Origin of the sequence: Embleya sp. NPDC005575, assembly GCF_040605455.1 — a bacterium.
Taxonomy (GTDB): domain Bacteria; phylum Actinomycetota; class Actinomycetes; order Streptomycetales; family Streptomycetaceae; genus Embleya.
This window is the reverse complement of record NZ_JBEXCV010000140.1, coordinates 1-23,366: the sequence shown is the minus strand read 5'-3', so window position 1 is coordinate 23,366 and position 23,366 is coordinate 1. Positions and strand designations below refer to the sequence as shown.

Sequence of the window (23,366 nt, the reverse complement as noted above, 5' to 3'; positions counted from 1 at the left end):
GGCGTGGACCCGGCGGGCGCGGGCGTCGTCGCCGCGGGGGCGGCCGGCGCGGACGCCGACGAGGTCGACTTCCCCTTGTCGTCCTTCTTGTCGTCGTCGCTGCTGCAACCGGACATCACCAGCACCGCCGCCACCGGCAGGGCCAGCCATGCCCGACGCGTCCCCTTGCGACGACCGAAGCCGGTGCCCGTTGTCGCCCGCTCGTTGATCATGTCCACGCTCACGTGCATTCACCACCCGTTCCGCCGGTCGCCCGGCGTCCTGTTGCTGTTGATGTAGCCAGGTAGTACCTGGGTTACCGGCAAGTCATGTTGCCACGTGCGACTCGGTATCCAATCGTGTTCCGGCCCGTATGACCAGATCCCGGCGAACTACGCTGAGGCACGGATGCGCGATCGGGCGGACTCGACGGGTGGACCCTATGGCAGGTTCGACGGACTCGGCAGGTTCCACGGGAAAGGCGAACTCCCCTATCGAACGACAGCGTACGACCGAGGCGGCCGCGACCATGGAGGGTTTGCGGCGGTTGTTGCGCACGCGGGGCGGCTGGCTGGTCGGCCTGTGCGGCGCGCTGCTGTGTGCGCTGGGTTGGTACGGCGTATCGGGCGAACGGTATGAGGCGCGCCAATTGCCCTATCTGGCCTCGGCGACCATTCCGGGTGCGGCCCTGATCGTCGCGGGCGCGGTGCTCGTGGTGGGCACCCGACGCGGTACGGCGGACGGGTCGGGCGCGGTGGACGCGGAGCTGCGGTCGATGATGGGCCGGCTGTACGAACTGCTGGTCGAGCCGGTGCCGGCCGACGCGGCGGAGCAGCCGCCCGCCGCCGCGGTGTGGGTCTCGGTGCCGGGTGGCGCGCGGTACCACCGGTCCGGGTGCTCGCTGGTGCTGGGCAAGAACGGGGTGTTTCCCGTGGACGAGACGATGGCGCGGAACAAGGATCTGCGGCCGTGCCGGTTGTGCGACCCGGGACCGGGTTGGGCGCGGACCGCGCCATGGGTCGGCGGGTCGGGGGCGTTCACGCCGGGGCCCGTCGGGTCGACGGCCGTCGGGTCCACCGGGTCGGAGTCCGCCGGGCCCGGGTCGCGGCCCGGATCGGCCGGCGCGTCGGCGGAGCCGCGCGATCCCGGTGACACCGGGCCCGACGGGCCGAGCACGCCCGCGACCGGCGGCTGAGCATCGTGCTCACTCTGGAACTGGCCCTGGCCGGACTGGGCGTGGGCGCGATCGCGGCGCTCGCGGCGGTCGGGATGATCACCTCCTACCGGGCGACCGGCGTGTTCAACCTGTCCTTCGGCGCGCTCGCGATGATCGTGGCCTACCTGGTCTGGCAGCAGGTACGGGTGTGGGGCTGGCCGCTGTGGGCGGCCGTGCTGCTCGACGTGGGCGTGGTGGCGCCGGCGCTCGGCCTGGTCCTGGAGCGCTTCGTCTTTCGCGGGCTGCACCACGAGGGGGCGGGCCCGGCCCGGATGCTGGTCGCCTCGCTGGGTGTGTTCGTGCTCCTGGTCGGTGTCGCGACGCTGACCTGGGGCACCCAGGCCCGCCTGGACCCGCCCTCGATGGTGCCGACCGGGTCGGTGGCGTTGCCCGGCGACACGTCCGTGGCCACCGGCACACTGGTCGAACTGGGCGTGGTGATCGCGGTCGCCGTGCTGGTGGCCGGCGTAACCCGGTACACCCGGTTCGGCGTGCGGCTGCGCGCGGTGGTGGACCGGCCGGCGCTGGCCGAGTTGGCGGGCGTGCCGGCCGATCGGGTGGCCGCGGCGGGCTGGGCCTTCGGGTCGATGCTGGCGGGGTTGACCGGAGTGCTGCTGGCACCGCACCTACGGCTGGATCCGTACGGGCTGACCCTGCTGGTACTGGAGACGATCGGCGTCGCGGTGGTCGCCCGGCTGGCCAGTCTGCCGGTGGCGATCCTGGCGGCGCTGGCGATCGGGGTGGGGCAGAGCGAACTGTCCCGGCTGGAACTCGACTCGTGGGGGCTGATCCAGGCGCTCCAGGCGAACCTGTTCGTGGTGGTGATGCTGGTCGCGCTGCTGGTGCTGCCGCGGATGATCGAGGTGGGCGACCCGGACGCCACGCGGGCGGCGACCCGGATAGGGACGGGGCGCGGGGAGAGTGCGCCGGCGGGCTGGTGGGTGCCGTTCGTCGCGGTCGCCGCGGCGCCGCTCGCCCTGGGCGCGGAGCATCTGCGGATCGCCCAGCAGGTACCGGCGATGGCGATCGTGTTCGTGTCGCTGGTGATGCTCACCGGGTACGCGGGCCAGATCTCGCTCGGCCAGGCCGGCTTCGCCGGTCTGGGCGCGCTGTTCGCCGGGCAGCTGCTGAGCCGGCACGTCCCGGGCCTGGTCGCGCTGTTCCTGGCCGCGCTGTTGGTGGTGCCGGTCGGCCTGTTGACCGGGTGGCCGGCGATTCGGCGGCGCGGGTTGACACTGGCGCTGACCACGTTCGCGGTGGCCGCGGTGGTCAGCCGGTTCGTCTTCGCCCAACCGCGCTTCACCAGCGACGCGGTACTCGAACACCCATGGCCCTTCGAGGGCGAACGGGCCTTCTACGCAATGGAGTTGGCTTGCCTGGGGCTGGTCCTGCTGGTGATCCGCCGGCTGCACGTGAGCCGACTCGGCCGGATGCTGGTCGCGGTCCGTGACCACGAGCGCGGCGCGGCGGCGGCCGGTGTGGACGTCTCCTCCGCCAAGGTCTTCGTCTTCGCGATCGGCGCCGGCGTGGCCGCACTGGGTGGCGCGCTGCTCGGGATGGGCGGCCGAGCCTTCGACGCGGCGGCCTTCGACCCGGTCCTGGGGCTGGTCTGGTTCGCGGCGGTGGTCGTCTTCGGCGTGGACAGCGCTGCGGGCGCGGTACTGGCCGCCGGTTTGGTGGTGGCCCTGGACGCGGCCACCACGGCCGGCATGTCCACGATCGTGGTCGGCGCCTTGGCCGTACTGCTGTCCCGGATGCCGGGTGGCGTGCCGGCCACGGTCCTGCGCCTGGTCGCGGGCCGCCCGACCGCCCCGGTGGAGCCGGTCCCGGTCCGCCTGACCCCGCTCGGCCGGACCCTGCGTGCCCGGGTGCGCCCGTGAACGGGGCCTCGGAGTCGACGCGGCCGGACCCGGGCGGCGGTGGGTCGGCGGGTGTGCTGCGGGCCGAGGGAATCGTCCGGCGGTTCGGCGGGTTGCGGGCCGTGGACGGGGTGGATCTGGTCGTGCCGGCGGGCGTGGTGACGGCGGTGATCGGGCCGAACGGGGCGGGCAAGAGCACCCTGTTCGACTGCCTCGCGGGTGGTCGGGTCGATGCCGGTCGGGTGTACCTGGGCGGGCGGGACGTCACCCGGCTGCCGGCGCATCGGCGGGCCCGGCTCGGGTTGGCCCGTACGTTCCAGGTGGTGTCGGTGTTCCCCAGTCTGACGGTGGTGGACAACCTGCGGGTGGCGGCGGAGAACCGGTCCGGTTCCTCCGCCATGGCCCGGCTGCTCGGCCTGCCCGACCCGGCCCGGGGGCGAACCAGGGTCGCGGTCGAGGCGGCGCTGCGCCGACTCGCGTTGACCGAGCAGGCACACACACCGGCGGGCGAACTCCCGGTCGGGATAATGCGCATGGTCGAACTGGCCCGCGCGCTCGCGTCGTCCCCGTCGGTGTTGCTCCTGGACGAGCCGGCCAGTGGGCTGGACGACGCGCACGCCGACCGGCTGCGACACGAACTGCGCGCGCTGGCCGCCGACGGCCTGGCCATCCTGCTGGTCGAACACGACATGGACCTGGTGTTCGGCGTCGCCGACACCGTGCACGTAATGGCCGCGGGCCGGATCGTGGCGGCCGGCACGCCGGACGAGATCCGCGCCGACGAGCGCGCCCGGGAGGTGTACCTCTGATGCCGATCGCCTTGTCGGTCACCGGACTTCGGGTGCGCTACGGCCCGATCGAGGCGCTGCACGGCGTCGACCTGGAATTCCCCTCGGGCGCGGTGACGGCCCTGGTCGGCCGCAACGGCTCGGGCCGCAGCACGCTGCTGAACACCCTGGCCGGCCTGGTCCGCCCGAGCGCCGGCCGGGTGCTCTGGAACGGGGTGGACATCACCGGATGGCCCGCCGACCGGCGAGCCCGCGCGGGCCTGACCCTGATCCCCGAACGCGGCGGCGTGTTCGCCGGGCTGACCGTGGCCGACAACCTGAAACTGTTCGCCGACGGCGGCGACATCGGGCCCGCGCTGACCGCGTTCCCGATCCTGGGCGACCGACTGGCCCAGAGGGCCGGCACCCTCTCCGGCGGCGAACAGCAGATGCTCGCGGTCGGCCGCGCCCTGCTCACCCCCGCCAAGCTCCTCCTCCTGGACGAACTCAGCCAGGGGCTGGCTCCGCGAGTCGCCGCCCGGCTCTACGAGGTCGTCACCACCCTGGCCGACGCCGACCGCACGGTGATCCTGGTCGAACAACACACCGGCGAGGCCCTGCAACGCGCCGAGGTCGTCTACGCCCTCAACCGAGGCACCATCACCTTCCGCGGCGACCCCACCGAGTACCACACCCACCCGAGCACGGCACACCGCGCTTAGGCCCCGGCCCGGGAGGTCGACGCGTGGTGCCCGTACGAAAGGCCCCTGAGCTGCCCTCATCCGACGACAGGCGCGCCACGTACTCCGCCGCCGGCTCGACCTCCCGACGGGGTCGCGGCCACACACCCCTGCCCAGCGAGACGTCGGTCGCAACCGTCGAAGGAACCGGGCCGACGCCCCGCTCAGGCGGCCCCGTCGACGATCCCGTCCGGGCGGGCTCCGAACCCGACGACGTCGTCATCGCGGTCCGGTGGGGCGAGGACCGATCCGTGGTGTTCGTCGCCGATCGGCGCACGATGCGGTCCGCCGACCACGCGCTGATCGCCCTCGACACGCGGCCCGAGGGCAAGAATCCGGACCCGTCGACGCTTCGTCCCCGCGTGCGTTCCGGATCGTGCCGTCCACGAGGTGCAGGCCGATCCGGCGATCACCAACCTCTTCTTTTCGGATTTCGCCGAGGCGGCCCACGTCGACCCCGGGGGCGTCTTCCGAGCCTTCGCAGGCCGATCCCGGTAATCGTCGACCCGGGTCGGCGGCGCCCGACGGGTCAGCGTGGCATCACCCTCCCGCGCAGGATCACCGCGTGGGGGTCGGCCAGGACGGCGACGTCCGTGCGGGGGTCCGCCGCGTAGACGACCACGTCGGCGGAGGCGCCCTCGGCGATGGCATCGCGGCCGAGCCAGGATCGGGCGGACCAGCACGCGGCGGAGAGGGCGTCGGCCGCGGGGATGCCGGCCGCGACCAGTTCGGCCACCTCGTCGGCGACCAGGCCGTGCGGCAGCGAACCGCCCGCGTCGGTGCCGACGAAGATCGGGATGCCGGCGTCGTAGGCGGCCCGGACCGTGGCATAGCGGTTCGCGTGCAGCGCGCGCATGTGCGCGGCGTAGGTCGGGAACTTGTCGGCCGCCCGGTCGGCGATGCCGGGGAAGGTGGCGATGTTGACCAGCGTCGGCACGATCGCCACGCCGCGCTCGGCGAACAGCGGGACCAGGTCCTCGGTCAGGCCGGTGGCGTGCTCGATGCAGTCGATGCCCGCCTCGACCAGATCAGGGAGCGAGTTCTCGGCGAAGCAGTGCGCGGTGACCCGGGCGCCCTCGGCGTGCGCCGCGGCGATCGCCTCCTTGAGCGCGTCCAGTGGCCACAGCGGGGACAGGTCGCCGGTGTCCCGGTCGATCCAGTCGCCGACCAGCTTGACCCAGCCGTCGCCGCGCCGGGCCTCCTGGATCACGAACGCGGTCAGGTCGCCGGGCTCGATCTCGTGTGCGTAGTTGCGGATGTAGCGCTTGGGCCGGGCCAGATGGCGACCCGCGCGGATCAGTCGGGGCAGGTCCTCCCGACCGTCGATCCAACGCGTGTCGGCGGCCGAGCCCGCGTCCCGCAACAACAGCGCGCCGGCGTCCCGATCGGTCTGTGCCTGGCGTTCGGAGGTGGCGGCGTCGACGGCGCCGTGTTCGTCGATCCCGACGTGGCAGTGCGCGTCGACCAGGCCGGGCAGTACCCAACCCTCCAATGTCGCATCGACGGCGAGGGAGGTCGGCCGATCGAAGGTGATCCGCCCGCCGACGATCCACATCTCGTCACGAACTTCGTCCGGGCCGATCAGAACGCGACCCTTCACGTGCAACACGGTCATGCCGAGACCCTACGGGCAGCCCGGCGTAACCGACCCGCCCACCGACCGAAACGCGCACCGCCCGGCCGTCCCCGAAACGCACACGGCGGGGCGGATCGCGGTGAGGCGCACACCGCCCCGCGGCGAGTTCACCGCCGTCCCAGCACTCCGCGTTGCACCGCCGCAGCCACCGCCGCCGTGCGCGAGTCGACGCCGAGCTTCGCGTAGATGTGCACCAGATGGGACTTGACGGTGGCCTGGCTCAGGAACAGCGCCTTGCTGATCGCCAGGTTGGACAGCCCGTCCGCGACCAGCGACAACACCTCGGTCTCGCGCGTGGTCAGCGTCGGCAGTGGGTCGCGCAGCCGGCTCAGCAGCCGGCCGGCGATCCGCGGCGCGAGTGCCGATTCGCCGGCCGCGGCGGTACGAACCGCGGCGGCCAGTTCCTCGGGCGGGGCGTCCTTGAGCAAGTAGCCCAGCGCGCCCGACTCGACCGCCGCCAAGATGTCCGCATCGGTGTCGTACGTGGTCAGCACCAGTACGTGCGGTGCGTCCGGCAGGGCCGTGATCGCCGCCGTGGCCGCGTTCCCGTGCATCCCGCCCGGGCGGAACCGCAGATCCATCAGCACCACGTCCGGCGCCAGCGAACGGGCCAACTCGATCGCCCGCTCGGCGGTGTCCGCCTCACCCACCACCGCGAAGTCCGGCTCCGCCGCCAACACCGCACGCAGCCCCGCCCGCACGATCGGATGGTCGTCGGCCAGCAACAACCGGATCACCGCGCCGACCCACCCGGCGCAGACACCGGCACCGGCACCGGCACCGGCACCGGAAACGTCACCGCGATCGCCGCACCCTGATCCGGCCGCGACTCCACCGTGAGCACCCCGCCCAACTCGGCAGCCCGAGTCCGCATCGCGGCCAGCCCGAACCCGGTACCGGCCGTCCCGACCCCGCCGCCCCGCCCGGACAGCCCGGACAGCCCGGATCGCCCCGCCGGATCGAAGCCCCGCCCGTCGTCCACCACGTCCAGCGTCACCGAGGCATCCATGTGGCTCAGCGTCACCTCGGCCCGGGACGCCCCCGCGTGCCGCACGGTGTTGCCCAGCGCCGACTGGGCGATCCGCAGCAGCGCCACCTCGACGGCGGTCGGCAGTCCCACCGCGTCACCCGTGCTGTGGAAACGCACGTGCAATTCCGCCTCGGCCGCGGTCCGCGCACACAGCCTTTCCAGCGCCGCCGGCAGCGAGGACCCGTCCAACTCCGGCGGGGCCAGCGCCCGGACGAATCGGCGTGCCTCGGCCAGGTTGTCGGTCGCGGTGATCCGGGCGAGCCGCACGTGCCGGTCCGCGGCGAGCGGATCCGCCGGAAGCGCCCGCTCCGCCGCGCGCAGGAGCAGTTGGATGCTGCTGAAGCCCTGAGCGAGTGTGTCGTGGATCTCCCGGGCCAACCGCTCACGCTCCGCGAGCACCCCGGCATGCCGCTCGGCCGCGGCCAGCGAGGCGCGTGCCGCGACCACGTCCTCCACCAGCCGGCGGCGCTCCTCGCTCTCCCGGTGCAGCGCCTGGTAGCCCAGTACGGTCGCCATCGCCACCGCCGCGCCCAGCACCGGACCGAGCACCATGCCCACCGCCAACCCGCCGCGATGCGCCCCGTAGCCCACGATCGCGAGCACTGTCAGCCCGGCCACCGCCGGCACCGCGAGCCGCACCGGCAGCAGGTGCGGAACCAGGAAGAACAGCGGGAAGGCGAACCAGATCCCCTCCGCCGTCAGCGCGTAGAAGCCGCCCCAGGCCAGCGTCAGACACCCCAGCCACACCATCGAGGCGCGCCGTGACGGCCCCACCGAGGGCAGCAGGTTGCCGGCGGCGTAGACCCCGGCCGTGACCGCCGCACCGACCACGATCAGCGCGGCCCGCCCGCCGGACGCGTCCGCGCCGACCAGTGCGCGCAGTGCCGCGACGGCGAGGAGGAGCACCACGAGCCCGTGCATACAGGCGCGGAGCGCGCGGGGGACCTGGGTCGGGGTGATGGTGAGGTACATATCGGGTCAAGGGTAAACGGGACGGGTGTAGGCGGCATCGATCGAAAGGTTGATCCGGGGGCGGACAGCTCGATCGATGACGCTGCGGTTGGTGAGGACGATAGTCGGGTTGTCCTCGAACGCCGGACGGGCTGATCTCACCGGACTTGGGGATCACCCCGCGGATCTCCCACGCCGCGACGCCGTAGATCTTCCACCGAGGAGGCCCCGACCCACCGTGTTCGTCGCGCTGCGAGACCTCGTGTTCGCCCGAGGGCGGTTCGCCCTGATGATCGTCACCGTGGTGTTGATCACCGCACTCGTCGGCCTGGTGTCCGGGTTGACCGTCGGGCTCGGGCGGGCCAATACGTCGGCCGTCGACGCGCTGCCCGCCGATCGGCTCGCGTTCGCCGCGCCCGCGTCCGGGCAGGGCGTCTCGTTCGCGGACTCGGCCGTGAACGAGAGCCAGTGGCGGCGCTGGGCCGAGCAGCCGGGGGTGCGTTCGGCGGCGCCGCTGGGCATCGCGATGACCCGGCTCGGCGTCGGCGAGCGGACCGCTGCCGCCGCCGCATTCGGCGTCGAGCCCGGCGGGCCGCTCGCGCCGCGGGCGCTGGCGCCGGGCACCGTCGTACTGTCTCGGCCGCTGGCCGAGGATCTGCACGTCGAGGTCGGCGCCCGGCTGAGTGTCGGCGCCGACACGTCGCTGACCGTCGCGGCCGTGGTGTCCGGGTCCTCGTACAGTCACGCGCCGGTCGCCTGGACCACCCTGGCCGACTGGCAGCCGCTGCGCCCGGGGCCGCAGCGCGGTGGTCCGCACGCGACCGTGATCGCGCTGGACCTGGCCGGCGCGCACACCGCGGCGGCCGACCGCGCGATCGGCACCCGTACCACCTCGATCGGCGACGCCCGAAGCGCGATCGGGTCGTTCTCCGCCGAGAACGGGTCGCTTCAACTGATGCGCGGTTTCCTGTTCGCGATCTCCGCGCTCGTGGTCGGCGCGTTCTTCACCGTGTGGACGATCCAGCGGGCCGGCGACGTCGCGGTACTCAAGGCGCTCGGCGCGCCCACCGGCTATCTGCTCCGGGACGCGCTCGGCCAGGCGTTCGTGGTGCTGCTGGTGGGCACTGCCCTGGGCACCGGAGCCGCCGCGCTGTTCGGCGCGGTCGCGCCGGCGGGTGTGCCATACGTGGTGGATACGTCGACCACGCTGCTCCCGGCGGCCGTACTGATCCTGCTCGGCATGGTCGGTGCCGCCCTCGCCATCCGCCGGGTCACCGCCGTCGACCCGCACACCGCACTGAGCGGCACCCGATGAGCCATCCGACGTGGCGCGAAGCCGGGCGGCCCGCAACACGCCACACCACCCGGCCCGAGCGGCCCGCGCCATGCCACACCACCGAGCCCGAGCACCCCGCGCTCCGCCACCCCACCGAGCCCGGATGGCCGACCCGCCCCACCCACGGCACCCGATCCGTGTCCCACGCCGGCACCGGCGAACCCGAGAGGCACCCGATGCGCCCGTCCCCCGGTCTCGAACTCGCCGACGTCACCCTCACCTACCCCGACGGCGACACCCGGCTGACCGCCCTGGATCGGGTCTCGCTGTTCGTGCCGCCCGGCACGCTGACCGCCGTGGTCGGGCCGTCCGGGTCCGGCAAGTCCAGTCTGCTCGCCGTCGCCGCGACGCTGACCCGGCCGGACGACGGCAGGGTGGTGATCGCCGGCCGGAACGCCGCGGCGTTGTCCGCCGCCGAACGCGCCCGCTTGCGCCGCACCACGATCGGGATCGTGTTCCAACAACCGAACCTGCTCGCGTCGTTGACCTGCGTCGAGCAACTCCAGGTGATGGCGCACCTGGCCGGGCGCAGTGCCCGCCGGGCCCGCGCCCGGGCGCTGGACCTGCTCGACCGGGTCGGCCTCGCGGAGCACGCCGAGCACCGTCCGCAGCGGCTCTCCGGCGGCCAGCGGCAACGCGTCAACATCGCCCGGGCCCTGATGAACGAGCCGGCCGTGCTCCTGGTCGACGAACCCACCAGCGCCCTCGACCACGAACGCGGCGCCGCGATCGTGGCGTTGCTCACCGAGCTGACCCGCGCGAACGGCACGGCCACCGTCCTGGTCACCCACGACCACAGCCATCTGCCGTACGCCGAGCAGGTGTTGGAGCTGATCGACGGCCGTCTCGGCGCCCTCGCCACGAACCACTGACACCGCGGCCGAAACCACCTACGCCCCTGCCTCCGGCCGCCACGCACTCGACCCCGAAGGCTCCCGCCCGTCCTCCGGCCGCCACGCGCTCGCCCCGGTCGACGTGCCGGGCAGGCTCGGCGAACCCGGCCCGTCCGGACCGCCGGGAATCACCGGCCAGTTCGGGTCGACCACTGCGCCGCCGTCCGGGTTCCGGCGGTCGAAGTACTGTTGGAGCGAGGCCGCCTGCTCCGCGTACCAGCGGGCTTGCTTCTCGTGCAGCGTGTGCAGCGAGTCGGCGGCCAACTCCGGGAACCGCGCGCCCAGATCCTGGGCGAGCAACAGGCACGCCAGCGCGTCGCCGTCGGCGGTGTGCGCGTCGGTGAGCACCACCTCGTAGAACGCACTGGTGGCGGCCAGGGTGCGCTTTCCTCTGCGGTAGCGGTCCAGTTGCTTGTCGATCACCAGCGGATCGATGATCGGTGCGGTATACGGGAGTTGCGGCAGGTTGTGGCGGTGCAGCTCGGTTTGCAGGATGGTCAGGTCGAAGGGCGCGTTGTAGATCGCGATCGGCGTGCCCGCCGCCAGGTATTCGGCCATCGCCGTACCGATCTCGGCCAGGCACAGCGCGGGTTGGCGCCCTTCGGCCCGGGCCCGTTCGGTGCCGATCCCGTGGATCGCGCTCGCCTCGGCCGGGATCTCCCGCTCGCCCGGATCGAGCAGCCAGGACTGCCGGATACCGGCCGAGTCGACGAGTGCGGCGGTGACGATGAAGTCCGTGTGCGGATCCACGCCGGACGTCTCCACGTCGAACGCGGCCATCGGCCCGCGATGCCAGCCGTCGTGGTTGCCGCGGGGCGGCGCGGCGGGCTTGGGCTCGCCGCAGGTCGCGCAATACGTCACCCACTTGCCGTCGATGCGCACCAACAAACCGTCGCCGGCCTTGACGTAGGTCGTGCACGTGGCACAGGTCGCGCCGAACTTGTTCGTAGCCATGGGGTGCTCTTTTCCGATCTCGGATCAGATTCACGTCGTCACTGCGCGAAACGACTGCGCGAAACGCTAGTGCCCGGGTACGACGCGATCCGCGCGCCGGGTGGCCAACCGGCGCAGCAACGGGCGTTCGGCGGTGGTCCACGCGGTGCTCGTGAGCAGGTACAGGCCGGCCGCGAGCGGCACGAAGGCCGCGGTGAGCACCGTGCCGAACGGCATCCACCGCACCAGCGCGGGCGCGTCCGGGACGGCCGCGGCGGCGTGGTGCTGCGCGTAGGCCACGCCCGCGAGCAGTGCCAACAGGCCGACGAGCACGAGCGCGTGCGGTCCGCCGAGGCCGGTCGCCGGATGCAGGCCCAGCGGCGCGCCGGCCAGTGTGTGCTCCAACAGGGCGCGGTCGCCGCTGAACAGACGGTATGTCAGGAACAGGAACGGCAGGCCGGCCAGCGCCGGCAGGATGCCGGCGAACATCGAGGTGCCGGACTGCCGGTGCAGCGCCGCCAGTTCACGTCCGAGCCGCTGCGGGTCCCTGGCGTGCTTGTCGCGGAGCCGGCGGACCTCGGGGGCGAGTCGGGCGCGGGCCACCTCGGCGCGGGCCTGGGCGTAACCGAGCGGAACGATGGCGAGTCGCACGCATGCGGTGAACACGACCACGGCGCCGGCCACCGAGCCGGTGCCGAGCAGCGGCGCGAGCGCGTCCGCGAGCGTGAGCAGGACGTCGTGCGCGACGCCGAGAACAGGGATGCCGAACATGGAAGGGCCTTCCGTGACGCGGGAATCAGGGCTGCGTCAGGGCGGCGTGCCGAACCTTCGGAGCAAGAAGGTCGTACCGAACCTTCGGCACAGGAACCGTGCCGAACCTTCGGAGCGAAAAACGGGGTCAGCAGGCCGCCGGGCCCGCTCCCGGTGCTCTGGGCCGCGATCGACCAGGCCCGTCGGGATCACGGGAGGGCAGGAAGGCCAGCCGATCGGCCTGTTCGCGCAACACCGCACCGCGCACCCGCGCCCGCTCGGCGGACGGCGCCCACGAGACGGCGCAGCAGGCCAGCGTGAGCACCACGGTCACCGCGACGGCGACCAGTGCGGGCAGTGCCCCGTCCACGAACAACCCGAAGCCGACCAGCGCGAGCAGCGTCGCGAACAGCGACGTCGACGCGGTGGCGGGGTCCGGGCGGTGCATGGGCGCGATTCTAATCGAACCGGCATCGAGGTGTGTGGTGAGCGCGGACACACGTTCGTGCCAGGATGACCCCCGTGCGCGTGCTGCTAGGGGACGGCTTCGGGGTGACGTCACGTCAGATCGCGATGGCGATCGGGCGGTCAGGGCAGGACGTGGCGGTGCTCGCGCCGCCCGGTCGGCCGGCTTTCGGGTGCCCGCAGTCGGTGGTTGCGGTGCACGAGGTACCGGCCTTCGGCGCGGATCCGTGGGCTTGGCTGGCCCGGACCGAGGCGGTGCTGCGCGCCGAGCCGTACGAGGTGCTGCTGGCCACCAACGCGCACGTCGCGGTGCTCGCCCGCGAACCGCAGCGCGTCACCGCGCACGGTGTGGCCCTGGCCGTACCACCGTTCGCGGCGCTGCGCCGGGTCGCGGATCGGGCGTCGGCGGCGAACACACTCACCGAGATCGCGATGCCGCAGCCGGCCGGGACGGTGGTGGTGCACACGGCCGAGGAGTTGCGCCAGGTCGCCGATCCGCCGCTGTTCGTGAAGACGCTGCCGGCTGCGTACCGGGTCGAGCGGCGTGAGCAACTGCTGCGGCTGGCCGACACGTTGGAGCGGGACGGGGCGTTTTTGGACGGTGCCGGCGTGCTGGTCCAAGAGCCCGCCGAGGGCCCGGTCCTGTCCGCCCAGGCGGTCTTCGAGCACGGCCGGCTGGTCGCGGTGCATGCGTACGAACACCTGCGCGGGAGCGCGGTCAAGAGCAGCGTGGTGCTTCCGGAAGTGCGCGAGCAGGTCGCGATGCTCGGCGGCCATCTCGGCTGGCACGGCGGCCTGTCGCTGGACGCGGTGCGGACCGCGCACGGCCCGGCCTGGCTCGACGTGCGCCCCTATCTGACCGAGCCGGGCAACGCCGCCGCCAGTGGCACCGACCTGGTCGCGGCGCTGATCGCGGTCTCCCGAGGCGAGGCGCCGGCCTCGATGCCGTGGGGCCGTCCGGACGTGCGCACCCGGCAGGCACCCGGCGCGCTGACGGCCGCCGCGCGTGCGGGTCGGCGTCGGGTCGGCCGCGAACTGGTTCGGATCGTGCTGCGCAGGGGTCCGTACCGGGACGCGGTCGAGGAGACCCTGAGCCTGCGTCGCGAGCCGCGCCGGATCGGCGGCTCGCTCCTGCGGACCACCGCCCTGTTGACCGCTCCGGCCCGCACCCTGGCGCGGATCGACGCGGCACAGGCCCAGGATGCCCTGTCCCCCGCCGCCTGGCGCCGCATCCTGGCCGGCGCGCCACCCCGCGTGCCCTGACCGAGCATCCCGTCCTCACCCCAGCAGCGACTCCACCAGCGCCCGCACCGACAGTACGAACAACCGATCACCGTCGGTGACATTGCTCAGGCTCGCCGCCAGTTCCGGGTCCTCCAGCGCCAACTCGCCGCGCCAGTGATCCACGGCGGGCGGTTCGGCCGCGCTGTTCTCCAGAGCCCGCTCCAGCATCACGAAGCCGGCGATCTGGTATTGCACCGCCTGTACCGCCTCGCCCGCCCGCGCACCGCGCAGCCCGGCCGCCGTCATCTCGCGCACCAGCGCCTTGCGGGCGGGCAGCATCATCAGCGATTCCAGACCGCGCTCGCGGACCAGGCCGACCAGATGCGGGCGCTCCAGGATCATCCGCCGACACGTTCGCGCGATCGACACCACCCGCTCGACCGGCGTGCTCCCGTCCACCGAGATCGCGCCCATGTCCGCGATCACCCGGTCCACCAGTTGGTCCACCAGCACGTCACGGTTGCCCACGTGCCAGTAGATCGAGGTGACGGCGACGCCCAATTCGGCGGCCAGTTTGCGCATGCTGAGGTTCTCGATACCGGATTCCATGACGAGGCGCATGGCGGTGTCGAGCACGGTGTCTCGCGTGATCCTGTCCATCACGTCCCATTCTCGCGTCCGGACGGGCTTGCCCGATACACGGGCAACCACGCCGCAGGTCTTTACCTCGCCGACCCACCGGTGTAACAGTGTTACAGAGCAATCGGCACCACCGCGCACGGAACCGGGGAATCGGTCCGCGCGAAGCCCTCGCACGAGCGGAAGAGGTGAGGTACGTGGCACGCATTCGGTACGGCGCCCGACCGGCGGAGGCGCTGAGGAAGTCCTCCCGGGAACGATCCAGCCTCCCGGAGATCTGGTCCACCGGCGTGATAGCGATCTGGGAGACCGATCCCGAGGTGATCGCGGCGATCCTGCCCCCGCCGCTGGTCCCCGCCGACCGCCCGCTGGTGCGGGTGAACATCTCCGGCTGCGACATCAACGGCTACCCGCTCGGCGCGGGTGCGGTCGCGGTCCGTTGCAAGCACGGCGACATCGAGGGGGACTACACGCTCACCATGCCGATGACCACCGAGCGCGCGGTGATCGGCGGTCGCGAGGTGTTCGGCGAGCCGAAGAAGCTGGCCGACGTCAAGGTCGAGCGGGACGGCGACCGGGTCGTGGCCACCGTGAACCGGATGGGCGTCACCTACGTCGAGGTGCGCGGCACGGTGGTCGAGGAGCTGGCCACGCCCGAGCCCCGACAGACGCTGAGCTTCTACTACAAGTTCCTACCCGCCGTGGACGGCGACGGCTTCGACGCCGACCCGATGCTGGTGCACGTCACCCGCAACGAGCGCACCCGCAGCGCGCACCGTCTGGACGGCGAGGTGATCCTGCGCGACTCGGACTTCGACCCGGTCGCCGACCTGCCGGTGCGCAAGCTGATCTCGATCACGCTCAGTGAGCGCACCTCGGACCAGCAGGGCTTCGTCGCCGAGCACGTCAAGGCCGATCTGGTGCTCCCGTACATCCACCAGCGCTACGACGACGTGCAGCAGATCACCGACGATCCGCCGCCCGCGAAGTAGCTCCCCGGCAGACAAGGGCAAGCACGCCAAGCAGGACAGGCACGGCAGCGACGACAGCAAGGGATCGGGACACATGCTCCAGGAATTCGACGGCAGAGTCGCCGTCGTCACCGGTGCCGCGAGCGGCATCGGGCTCGCGATGGCCGAGCGGTTCAGCGCCGAGGGCATGAAGGTCGTGCTCGGCGACATCGAGCAGGGCGCACTGGACAAGGCCGTCGCGCGGATCACCGACGCGGGCGGCGACGCGATCGGGCACGTCGTGGACGTGTCGGTGCGCGAATCGGTGTTCGGGCTGGCCGACGCCGCGTTCGCACACTTCGGCGCGGTGCACGTGCTGTGCAACAACGCCGGGATCGGCTCTGGCTCCGAGGGCAAGATGTGGGAGCACGATCCCAAGGACTGGGACTGGTGCTTCGCCGTCAACGTGTTCGGCGTCTTCAACGGCATCCAGGCGTTCGTCCCGCGGATGCTCGCGCAGAACACCCCGGGGCACATCGTGAACACCTCCTCCGGCGACGGCGGCATCGCGCCGCTGCCGAACGCGTCGGTGTACGCGACCACCAAGGCCGCGGTGGTGACCATGACCGAGGCGCTGTACGCACAACTCGGCCAGGTGCACGCGCGACTCGGCGCGTCCGTACTGTTCCCCGGCCCCAAGATGTTGCGCACCGGCCTGTGGGAGTCCTACCGCAACCGGCCCGAGAGGTTCGCCAAGTCGGTGCCGCGCAAGACGCCGTACAACACGCTCGACGCGTGGGAGAAGGCGATGCGCGACGCGGGGCAGGAGATCGAGTTCACCCCGGTCGAGTCGGTCGCGGCCGACGTGCTCGACGGCATCCGGGAGAACCGGTTCTGGATCCTGCCCGCCGGTGAGCACAGCGACGGACAGATCATCGCGCGGTCGCAGAGCATGCTCGCCCGCAGCAACCCCTCGTACCTCGAAACCTTCGTCCTGGACAAGTGAGTGACGATGACTGAGCACACCGAGCACGACGAACTCACCACCCCCTACACGATCATCTCCTCGGACACCCACGCCGGGCTGCCGACCGAGCTGTATCGCGACTACCTCGCCGGCAAACACCACGGCGCCTTCGACCAGTTCATGTCCGAGCGCGAGGCGCAGCTCAAGGCGATCACCGACCTTGGCGTGCGCAACGAGGACTTCGCGGCGAACTGGTTCGAGACCAACGAGGAGGTGCTGCGCAGCGGTTGGGAGGTGGACCGGCGCGACCTGGAGTTGGACAAGGACGGCGTGGTCGGCGAGGTGATCTTCCCGGACGCCGACGCGGTCGAGTCGCGTACGTGTGTGCCCTTCGGCGCGGGACTGGGTCTGTCCGGCGACATGGATCCCGAACTGGGCCTGGCCGGCGCGCAGGCGCACAACCGCTGGCTGGCCGAGTTGTGCAAGACCAGCCCGGAGCGGCGGCGCGGGGTCGCGCTGATCCCGATCACCGCGGCGATCGAGGACGTGCTCGCGGAGATCCGCCGGATCAAGGCGGACGGCCTGGGCGCGGTGATGATCCCGGCGATGTGGATGAACCAGACGCCCTACCACGACCGCAGGTACGACCCGGTGTGGGCGCTGTGCGAGGACCTGGAGCTCCCGGTGGTCACCCACTCGGGTCCGGCCGACCGCGAGGCGTACGGGAACCACCTGGGCATCTACGTCACCGAGGTCACCTGGTGGCCCTCCCGGCCGTTGTGGTTCCTGCTGTGGTCCGGCGTCTTCGAGCGCTTCCCGCGACTGCGCTTCGGGGTGACCGAGGCGGGTTGCTGGTGGGTGGGCAACCTGCTGTGGTTCACCGACCGGCTGCTGCTGGGCTCGCGCGGCGCGGCCAAGTTGGCCGGGTTCGAGGAGATCAAGCTGCTCCCGAGCGAGTACTTCGACCGCAACTGCTTCATCGGCGCGTCCAACACCAAGCGGCGCGAGATCGGCATGCGCTACGAGATCGGTGTCGGCAACATCTGCTGGGGTAACGATTTCCCGCACCCCGAGGGCACCTGGCCCGAGACGCTCAACATCTTGCGCAAGACGTTCTCGGACGTACCGATCGCCGAGACGCGCGTGATGCTCGGCGAGGCGGTCGCGGACGTGTACGGCTTCGACCTGGCCGCCCTCAGGCCGCACGCCGAGCGGGTCGGGGTCACCCCCGCGACGCTCGGTCAGGTGAACGAGGACGGGTCGGCGAAGGACCTGACGACCAAGTGGGCAGCAGCCGCCGAGATCGGCCGGCCCTGGCTCACCGGACACGACACGGGCGCCGCGATCAACCCCAACGCGGAAGCCCTGGAGGTCTGATCCCCCATGACTGACAGCACCACCCCGCTCCCCGTCCCGAGCGGCCCCCCGACCGGCGACCACCCCGAGCGGTACACGGTGATCTCGGCCGACTGCCACGGCGGCGGCGAGATCCACGGCTATCGCGACTATCTGCCCGCGCGCCTGCACGCCGAGTTCGACGCGTGGGTGAGCGGCTACGAGATTCCCTACGAGGACCTCAAGGGCGATCTGGGTCCGCGCAACTGGGACTCCGACCGCCGCATGCACGACCTGGAGGCGGACGGGGTGGTGGCCGAGGTCGTCTTCCCCAACACCGTGCCGCCGTTCTTCCCCAAGCCCTCGCTCACCGATCAGCCGCCGGCCGCGAACGCGGGCGATCTGGCGCTGCGTTGGGAGGGGCTGAAGGCGCACAACCGCTGGATGGTCGACTTCTGCGCGGCGACGCCCGGGCGCCGGGCGGGCATCGTGCAGATCATGCTGCACGACATCCCGGCCGCGGTGGAGGAGATCCGCTGGGCCAAGGAGGTCGGGCTCACCGGCGGCGTACTGCTGCCCGGCACCCCGCCCGGCTCCGGCCTGGTGCCGATGTTCGACTACGCGCACTACGAGCCGCTGTGGCGGGTGTGCGAGGAGTTGGGCATGCCGGTGAACCACCACACCGGCTCGGCCGCACCGCCGGCCGGGGACACCGACGTGGACAAGGTGGTGTTCCTGACCGAGGTGTCCTGGTGGGCGCACCGCGCGTTCACCCACCTGGTGGTCTCCGGCGCGATGGATCGCCACCCGGGGCTCCAGTTCGTCTTCACCGAGCAGGGCACCGCCTGGATCCCGGAGGAGACCCGGCGGCTGGACTACTACTGGCACCGGATGAGCACCGCGGTCGGCTCCCAGGAGTACGAGTGGGGCAGTGCGCTGGTGGGCCGGATGGAGCTCAAGCCCAGCGAGTACTGGGCCCGCCAGTGCCACGTCGGAGCCAGCTTCCAGCGTCCGGCCGAGGCCAAGCTGCGTTATCAGGTGGGCGTGGACCGGATCATGTGGGGCAGCGACTACCCGCACAAGGAGGCCAGCCATCCGTTCAGCCGCGAGGCGCTCCAGCTGACCTACAACGGCATCGACCCGGTCGAGGTCGCGGCCATGGTCGGCGGCAACGCGGCGAAGCTGTACGGCTTCGACCTGGCGGCGCTGGCCCCGATCGCGGCGAAGGTGGGCCCTCGCGTCGATCAGGTGTGGGCACCGCTGGCACCCGAGGACATCCCGGTCGGCGCGGACAAGTGTCCGGCGTTCGTCGGCGCGGCGGGCATCAAGCCGTAACCGCGATCGCCTCGCGGCGGTCCCGGCGTCCGGGAACCGAACACCTCGTTCCGTTCCCGTCGGCGTCGGGACCGCCCCGGCATCCGTGCGCGTGTGACGCCTCGCACAGGGCTGCCAACCGTCGGGCCGGCGATTTTTCCGGTGAATTCGGTCGGCACGCTTTAGAGTCCGAGCCATGACTCGACCGGACTGGGCTCCAGAGCACATCGACATCACGCGCGCCAGCGTGGCCCGCGTCTACGACTACGCGCTCGGCGGCGCGCACAATTTCGCGGTCGACCGCGAGGCCGCCGAACTGGTCACCCAGGCGATGCCCGAGCTGCGCGACGTGCTGCGCGGGAACCGGGTGTTCCTCACTCGCGCCGTGCACCACCTGCTGGACCTGGGCATCCGCCAGTTCCTGGACCTGGGCTCGGGCATTCCGACGGTGGGCAACGTGCACGAGATCGCACACAAGGCCGATCCGGACGCGCGGGTGGTCTACGTGGACAACGATCCCGTCGCGGTCGCGCACAGCCAGGCTCTGCTGGCGAACAACCCGAACGCGACGGTGGTGGGCGCCGACCTGACCGATCCGGCCAAGGTCATCGACTCGCCCGAGGTGCGCAAGCTGATCGACTTCTCCCAGCCGGTCGGTGTGCTGATCGTGTCGGTGCTGCACTTCATCCCGGACGAGGCGGACCCGCCGGGTGTGGTGCGCCAGTACATGGACGCCACCGTGCCCGGCAGCCACCTCGCCCTCTCGCACGCGCACCGCAGCCAGGAGCGCCCGGCCGGGATGGACCGCGCGCTCAGCGAGTACTCGTCCAACGTGCAGCAGATGCACGCCCGTTCGCACGACGGCATCCTGGCCATCTTCGGCGGCCTGGATCTGCTGCCCGCCCGCCTGGTCCCGGTGGACGTGTGGGGCCCCGAGGGCCGGCTCGGCGACCCCGAGGTGAAGCTGCCTCAGCTGGCGGGCGTCGCGGTCAAGGCCTGAGCGGCCGGCACCGGGTTGTAGAACTCGCGCTGGCCGACCACCAGACCGTCCCGGAAGGCCAGCACCGCGACATAGGTGTTCGCGTAGGCACGGCCGGTGGGTCTGGCCCGCCCCTCGCCGGTGAACTCCACGATCACGGTGTCCGGGTCCACGCAGTCGTGGACCCGGGTCATCGTCAGGCGCAGCTCGAAGATGCCGAGCGCGACCTCCAGGTAGGCGTCCACCGCGTCCTTGCCCTCGATCCGCACCGGCGGCGCGGCGTACGGGAATTCGAGCACGATGTCCGGGTGGTAGCAGGCCACCTGGGCGCTCCGGTCGCCTGCGCTCACCGCCGCGAGCAGCCGCTCGGCGATCCGAATGTGCTGCGCGCGTCGTGCCCGGGCCTGCTCGGGGTCATTGGAATCCATGGCCGCAGGGTGGCCCACAACGGTGGCCGAAGGAAGATCAAGCGGTGGCCGGTTGTCCCTCCCAGGTCGGCACCGCGCGGGTCTCCGGCAACGCGGAGAAGCACGCCACACTGAGCGCCGCGGCCGCCGCGAGATAGGCCGCGACGCTCCACGGGGTGCCGTCGCCCCGGGCCAGTTCGGTGGCCACGATCGGGGTCAGCGCGCCGCCGAACACGCCGCCGAGGTTGTACGCGGTGGACGCACCGGTGCACCGCACGCGTGGTTCGAACAACTCGGACAGGTAAGTGCCGACCACCGAGAACATCGTGATGAAGGCGATCAGCGTGCCCAGGCAGGCCAGCGTCATCCACACCGGCTCACCGGTGGCCAGCAGCCCCAGCATCGGGAACGCCCACAACCCCATCGCCGCACAGCCCGCCACGCACAGCGGCTTGCGCCCGTACCGATCCCCCAGCAGCGCGAACAGCGGCGTGGCCACCGCCTTGCCGAGCACCGCGACCATGATGCACGCGAGCATCGTGGTGCGCCCGACCGCCAGCTTGTCGGTGGCGTAGTGCAGCGACCACGTCGTGGTCAGATAGAACCCCACATAGCCGCAGGTCAGCGCGCCGGCGACGAGCAGGATCAGCCGCCAGTGCCCGCGCACCACCTCGGTGAACGGGCTCGCCGAGAGCCCGTTCGCGGCGGCCAGTTCGACGAACGCCGGGGTCTCCTCGATCGAGGCGCGCAGCGCCAGTCCGATGCCCGCGAGCACGCCGGCGAACAGGAACGGCACCCGCCAGCCCCACGCCTGGAACTGGGCGTCGCTCAGCGTCCCCGACAGGGTCAGCATGATGCCGTTGGCGAGCAAAAAACCGATCGCGGGTCCGGCCTGCGGGAAGCTGCCCCACAGCGCCCGCCTGCCCGGGGGCGCGTGCTCGGCCGCCAGCAGCACCGCGCCGCCCCATTCGCCGCCGACCCCCAGCCCCTGGCAAAAGCGCAGCAGCACGAGCAGGATCGGCGCGGCCAGGCCGATCCGGTCGTAGGTGGGCAACAGTCCGACCAGCACGGTCGCGATGCCGGTCAGCAGCAGCGAGCCGACCAGGACCGGGCGCCGCCCGCGCCGATCGCCCAGCCGGCCGAACAGCACCGAACCCAGTGGTCGCGAGACGAACCCGACCGCGTAGGTGGCGAATGCGGCGAGAGTGCCCGCGATCGGCGAGAAGCCGGGAAAGAACAGCGGCCCGAGCACCAAGGCGGCGGCCGTGCCGTAGACGAAGAAATCGTAGAACTCGATCGACGTGCCGGCGAAGGACGCAGCCGCGATCCGGATCATGGAGACATTTCGCGTCACACCCGGCCCAACGATCGGGTGGGAGTGTGGTCACCCGTGCGGGCGTCAGCCGTCCGGGGCGGTTTGCCGTGCCTTTCCGTGTGTGTCGCGTTGGACAGGGGTTCGGGCATCGCCCAGATCCGCCAGCCACGGCGCGCCCGCGTCGTCGCCCACATGCCCCAGCGCCCAGGCCGGGTTCCGACACATCGCGGTCTGCACGATCTGGGTGCCCGGCAAGGTCACCGGCCAGCACAGCAGATGACCGGCCAGCCACCAGAACTTCCCGAGCACGGCCACCGAGAGGTCGTCCTCGCCCGGCGGCCGGTCCCGGTACTCGTGCCGGTACCAGGTGCGCACCACCTGCGGCCAGGTCTGCTCGGCAATCACCGTGCCGTCGCGATCGCGCAGCGGCCCGTTGCGAAACGACACGTCCCGGGCGATCCGGTGGGTCACCCGCAGGCCCAGCGCACGCCGCACGGGAGTGAGCAAAATGGTCACCGCGCCGCACACCGACCAGGTCAGCATCGACGGCCACAGGCCGAACGTCAGGAACAGCACCGCGCCGGCGACGCCGAGCGGCAGGCCGACCGCGCGCGCCGCGACGGGTTCCGCGTACACCTTGAGTGGTGTGATCGGGACCCGAAAGACGGTGTCGGGCGTGCCGGCGTAGCGCGACTCGTCGAAGTCGAGCGCGCGCGCCCGGCGATGCGTCCGGGTCTGGAACCACGGCAGGGCCAGGGACAGCACCGCGCCGGCGACACCGAGTACAAACCAGGGCAGGGACACCTCGGGCAGTTCCATCGCCACGTCACCCCTTCGCGCGTCGATGTCTCCACGGTCGCCCATGGCAGCCCCCGGACGGAAGAGCACAGCTACGACAAGTGGCAGAAAATATGCGCCTCCACCCACCTCGACACACATCGTGGTCCCGGCGCCCGGCGCCACCGCGGCGAGGCCGGCCGCGCCCGCTCCCGCGTGCGATCGAATCGCCGCCGCGCCTCGGTGTCGTGCGCATGGCGCGTCGAGCCGCCCGGCCCGCCCACCCGGGCGTCATCGCCGGCGGTAGCCGGTCACGCCGTGGATGCGGGCCAGGTGTTGGCGCAGCGTGGACACCCGGGGGTGTTGCGGGCCCAGTCGGTGCTCCTGTTCGGCGAGCAGCGGCACCAGCACGCTCTCGGACCGGTACGGGTCGCCCAGCGCGGCGAGCAACAGCCCGATCCGCTCGCGCAGGTCGAAACCCTGGTACACGTCGGCGTCGGGGACGCGCCGATGCAGGTCCAGCAGCCGCCGGTACTCGCCGAGCGCGGCGGGCAGTTCGCCCAATTCCTCCAGGCACGCCGCGACCTGTCGGCCGTACTCCATCGCCTCCGCGTCGGTCGGCCCGCCGGACGCCGCGAACACTCCCGCGATGTACTGCAACTCCGGAAGCGCACGCCGGAACTGACGGTCCGCCAGCAACGTGTCGGCGAGCGCCTGCCGCAACCCGAGGACGAGCGGGTCGTGTTCGCCGTGCCGGGCGATGGCGACCGGCAGGGCCGCGCCGAGCACATCCACGGCCTGGGTCAGCGCGCCCTCACCGAGCAGCCGATTGGCCTCGTCGAGCGCGCTGCGCACGTCCGGCACGGGCGGCGCGGCGGAGGGCACCGCAGCCCAGTCCGGGTCC

At 72.0% G+C, this 23,366-nt stretch carries 22 protein-coding genes and 2 pseudogenes; 12 read left to right on the top strand and 12 right to left on the bottom strand.

What is annotated here, in order from left to right; translation table 11 throughout:
- Nucleotides 1-224: pseudogene (locus tag ABZS54_RS33185) on the bottom strand (hypothetical protein); the annotation flags it as partial.
- 284 nt (nt 225-508) lie between these two features.
- Here ABZS54_RS33185 and ABZS54_RS33180 point away from each other — a divergent pair.
- Genes ABZS54_RS33180 through ABZS54_RS33165 form a run of 4 tightly spaced genes read left to right on the top strand, consistent with a single transcriptional unit; the run spans nt 509 to nt 4,543 of the window.
- Entirely contained in the window at nt 509-1,174 is a 666-nt protein-coding gene (locus ABZS54_RS33180; protein WP_355544614.1) for a hypothetical protein, read from the top strand.
- A gap of 5 nt (nt 1,175-1,179) precedes the next feature.
- On the top strand, nt 1,180-3,075 hold the full coding sequence (locus tag ABZS54_RS33175; protein ID WP_355544611.1) for an ABC transporter permease: 1,896 nt from the start codon (nt 1,180-1,182) through the stop codon (nt 3,073-3,075).
- Complete coding sequence (locus ABZS54_RS33170) at nt 3,072-3,863, top strand: ABC transporter ATP-binding protein (RefSeq protein WP_355544609.1); 792 nt, start codon at nt 3,072-3,074, stop codon at nt 3,861-3,863. The genes ABZS54_RS33175 and ABZS54_RS33170 overlap by 4 nt, the downstream gene beginning before the upstream one ends.
- Nucleotides 3,863-4,543 carry an ATP-binding cassette domain-containing protein gene (locus ABZS54_RS33165; protein WP_355544606.1) on the top strand — a complete coding sequence of 227 codons (681 nt, stop codon included), beginning with the start codon at nt 3,863-3,865 and terminating at the stop codon, nt 4,541-4,543. Before ABZS54_RS33170 ends, ABZS54_RS33165 begins: the two co-directional genes overlap by 1 nt.
- Before the next feature lie 547 nt (nt 4,544-5,090).
- Here the strand turns inward: ABZS54_RS33165 and ABZS54_RS33160 are convergent.
- From ABZS54_RS33160 to ABZS54_RS33150, 3 genes are all read right to left on the bottom strand, one after another.
- Entirely contained in the window at nt 5,091-6,176 is a 1,086-nt protein-coding gene (locus tag ABZS54_RS33160) for an amidohydrolase family protein (RefSeq protein ID WP_355544603.1), read from the bottom strand.
- Between the two features lie 128 nt (nt 6,177-6,304).
- Nucleotides 6,305-6,934, bottom strand: coding sequence for a response regulator transcription factor (locus ABZS54_RS33155; protein WP_355544600.1), 630 nt, complete (start codon nt 6,932-6,934; stop codon nt 6,305-6,307).
- Nucleotides 6,931-8,199: a sensor histidine kinase gene (locus ABZS54_RS33150; protein WP_355544597.1), complete on the bottom strand. Its 1,269-nt coding sequence runs from the start codon at nt 8,197-8,199 to the stop codon at nt 6,931-6,933. The genes ABZS54_RS33155 and ABZS54_RS33150 overlap by 4 nt, the downstream gene beginning before the upstream one ends.
- A 217-nt stretch (nt 8,200-8,416) precedes the next feature.
- Here ABZS54_RS33150 and ABZS54_RS33145 point away from each other — a divergent pair, with 217 nt between their 5' ends.
- Together ABZS54_RS33145 and ABZS54_RS33140 are read left to right on the top strand one after the other, a co-directional pair.
- Nucleotides 8,417-9,493 carry an ABC transporter permease gene (locus ABZS54_RS33145; RefSeq protein WP_355544594.1) on the top strand — a complete coding sequence of 359 codons (1,077 nt, stop codon included), beginning with the start codon at nt 8,417-8,419 and terminating at the stop codon, nt 9,491-9,493.
- Between the two features lie 197 nt (nt 9,494-9,690).
- Entirely contained in the window at nt 9,691-10,386 is a 696-nt protein-coding gene (locus ABZS54_RS33140; RefSeq protein ID WP_355544591.1) for an ABC transporter ATP-binding protein, read from the top strand.
- 18 nt (nt 10,387-10,404) lie between these two features.
- Here ABZS54_RS33140 and ABZS54_RS33135 read toward each other — a convergent pair whose 3' ends face one another.
- The 3 genes from ABZS54_RS33135 to ABZS54_RS33125 all read right to left on the bottom strand — a co-directional run bounded on the left by ABZS54_RS33135 (nt 10,405) and on the right by ABZS54_RS33125 (nt 12,538).
- Complete coding sequence (locus ABZS54_RS33135) at nt 10,405-11,361, bottom strand: exonuclease domain-containing protein (protein ID WP_355544588.1); 957 nt, start codon at nt 11,359-11,361, stop codon at nt 10,405-10,407.
- Between the two features lie 66 nt (nt 11,362-11,427).
- Entirely contained in the window at nt 11,428-12,111 is a 684-nt protein-coding gene (locus ABZS54_RS33130) for a YidC/Oxa1 family membrane protein insertase (RefSeq protein ID WP_355544585.1), read from the bottom strand.
- A gap of 127 nt (nt 12,112-12,238) precedes the next feature.
- Entirely contained in the window at nt 12,239-12,538 is a 300-nt protein-coding gene (locus tag ABZS54_RS33125) for a DUF6412 domain-containing protein (RefSeq protein ID WP_355544582.1), read from the bottom strand.
- Between the two features lie 74 nt (nt 12,539-12,612).
- Between ABZS54_RS33125 and ABZS54_RS33120 the strand changes: the two genes are divergently transcribed.
- Nucleotides 12,613-13,818 (top strand): hypothetical protein, encoded by a 1,206-nt coding sequence (locus ABZS54_RS33120; protein ID WP_355544579.1) that lies wholly within the window; start codon nt 12,613-12,615, stop codon nt 13,816-13,818.
- Between the two features lie 15 nt (nt 13,819-13,833).
- On the opposite strand, the gene ABZS54_RS33115 is transcribed toward ABZS54_RS33120, so the two are convergent.
- Nucleotides 13,834-14,439, bottom strand: coding sequence for a TetR family transcriptional regulator (locus tag ABZS54_RS33115; protein WP_355544576.1), 606 nt, complete (start codon nt 14,437-14,439; stop codon nt 13,834-13,836).
- 176 nt (nt 14,440-14,615) lie between these two features.
- Here ABZS54_RS33115 and ABZS54_RS33110 point away from each other — a divergent pair, with 176 nt between their 5' ends.
- The 5 genes from ABZS54_RS33110 to ABZS54_RS33090 all read left to right on the top strand — a co-directional run bounded on the left by ABZS54_RS33110 (nt 14,616) and on the right by ABZS54_RS33090 (nt 19,984).
- The gene (locus ABZS54_RS33110) at nt 14,616-15,410 is read left to right on the top strand and encodes an acetoacetate decarboxylase family protein (RefSeq protein WP_355544574.1); all 795 of its coding nucleotides are present in this window, start codon (nt 14,616-14,618) and stop codon (nt 15,408-15,410) included.
- 73 nt (nt 15,411-15,483) lie between these two features.
- Complete coding sequence (locus ABZS54_RS33105) at nt 15,484-16,374, top strand: SDR family NAD(P)-dependent oxidoreductase (RefSeq protein WP_355544571.1); 891 nt, start codon at nt 15,484-15,486, stop codon at nt 16,372-16,374.
- 6 nt (nt 16,375-16,380) lie between these two features.
- Entirely contained in the window at nt 16,381-17,712 is a 1,332-nt protein-coding gene (locus tag ABZS54_RS33100) for an amidohydrolase family protein (RefSeq protein WP_355544568.1), read from the top strand.
- Nucleotides 17,713-17,718: 6 nt separating this feature from the next.
- Nucleotides 17,719-19,005: an amidohydrolase family protein gene (locus ABZS54_RS33095; RefSeq protein ID WP_355544565.1), complete on the top strand. Its 1,287-nt coding sequence runs from the start codon at nt 17,719-17,721 to the stop codon at nt 19,003-19,005.
- Nucleotides 19,006-19,180: 175 nt separating this feature from the next.
- A complete protein-coding gene (locus ABZS54_RS33090) occupies nt 19,181-19,984 on the top strand; it encodes an SAM-dependent methyltransferase (protein ID WP_355544562.1) in 804 nt (267 codons plus the stop codon).
- Here the strand turns inward: ABZS54_RS33090 and ABZS54_RS33085 are convergent.
- The 4 genes and pseudogenes from ABZS54_RS33085 to ABZS54_RS33070 all read right to left on the bottom strand — a co-directional run.
- Complete coding sequence (locus ABZS54_RS33085) at nt 19,954-20,391, bottom strand: nuclear transport factor 2 family protein (RefSeq protein WP_355544559.1); 438 nt, start codon at nt 20,389-20,391, stop codon at nt 19,954-19,956. The two genes, ABZS54_RS33090 and ABZS54_RS33085, sit on opposite strands and share 31 nt — an antisense overlap.
- A 37-nt stretch (nt 20,392-20,428) precedes the next feature.
- Nucleotides 20,429-21,706 (bottom strand): MFS transporter, encoded by a 1,278-nt coding sequence (locus ABZS54_RS33080; RefSeq protein ID WP_355544556.1) that lies wholly within the window; start codon nt 21,704-21,706, stop codon nt 20,429-20,431.
- Between the two features lie 63 nt (nt 21,707-21,769).
- Nucleotides 21,770-22,549 carry a hypothetical protein gene (locus ABZS54_RS33075; protein ID WP_355544554.1) on the bottom strand — a complete coding sequence of 260 codons (780 nt, stop codon included), beginning with the start codon at nt 22,547-22,549 and terminating at the stop codon, nt 21,770-21,772.
- 204 nt (nt 22,550-22,753) lie between these two features.
- Nucleotides 22,754-23,366 (bottom strand): annotated as a pseudogene (locus ABZS54_RS33070) (serine/threonine protein kinase); the annotation flags it as partial.

Coding starts and splice junctions, on each gene's coding strand:
- ABZS54_RS33180 (WP_355544614.1), top strand. CDS start 509: ATGGAGGGTTTGCGGCGGTTGTTGCGCACGCGGGGCGGCTGGCTGGTC.
- ABZS54_RS33165 (WP_355544606.1), top strand. CDS start 3,863: ATGCCGATCGCCTTGTCGGTCACCGGACTTCGGGTGCGCTACGGCCCG.
- ABZS54_RS33160 (WP_355544603.1), bottom strand. CDS start 6,176: ATGACCGTGTTGCACGTGAAGGGTCGCGTTCTGATCGGCCCGGACGAA.
- ABZS54_RS33150 (WP_355544597.1), bottom strand. CDS start 8,199: ATGTACCTCACCATCACCCCGACCCAGGTCCCCCGCGCGCTCCGCGCC.
- ABZS54_RS33140 (WP_355544591.1), top strand. CDS start 9,691: ATGCGCCCGTCCCCCGGTCTCGAACTCGCCGACGTCACCCTCACCTAC.
- ABZS54_RS33135 (WP_355544588.1), bottom strand. CDS start 11,361: ATGGCTACGAACAAGTTCGGCGCGACCTGTGCCACGTGCACGACCTAC.
- ABZS54_RS33130 (WP_355544585.1), bottom strand. CDS start 12,111: ATGTTCGGCATCCCTGTTCTCGGCGTCGCGCACGACGTCCTGCTCACG.
- ABZS54_RS33125 (WP_355544582.1), bottom strand. CDS start 12,538: ATGCACCGCCCGGACCCCGCCACCGCGTCGACGTCGCTGTTCGCGACG.
- ABZS54_RS33115 (WP_355544576.1), bottom strand. CDS start 14,439: ATGGACAGGATCACGCGAGACACCGTGCTCGACACCGCCATGCGCCTC.
- ABZS54_RS33105 (WP_355544571.1), top strand. CDS start 15,484: ATGCTCCAGGAATTCGACGGCAGAGTCGCCGTCGTCACCGGTGCCGCG.
- ABZS54_RS33100 (WP_355544568.1), top strand. CDS start 16,381: ATGACTGAGCACACCGAGCACGACGAACTCACCACCCCCTACACGATC.
- ABZS54_RS33095 (WP_355544565.1), top strand. CDS start 17,719: ATGACTGACAGCACCACCCCGCTCCCCGTCCCGAGCGGCCCCCCGACC.
- ABZS54_RS33090 (WP_355544562.1), top strand. CDS start 19,181: ATGACTCGACCGGACTGGGCTCCAGAGCACATCGACATCACGCGCGCC.
- ABZS54_RS33085 (WP_355544559.1), bottom strand. CDS start 20,391: ATGGATTCCAATGACCCCGAGCAGGCCCGGGCACGACGCGCGCAGCAC.
- ABZS54_RS33080 (WP_355544556.1), bottom strand. CDS start 21,706: ATGATCCGGATCGCGGCTGCGTCCTTCGCCGGCACGTCGATCGAGTTC.
- ABZS54_RS33075 (WP_355544554.1), bottom strand. CDS start 22,549: ATGGGCGACCGTGGAGACATCGACGCGCGAAGGGGTGACGTGGCGATG.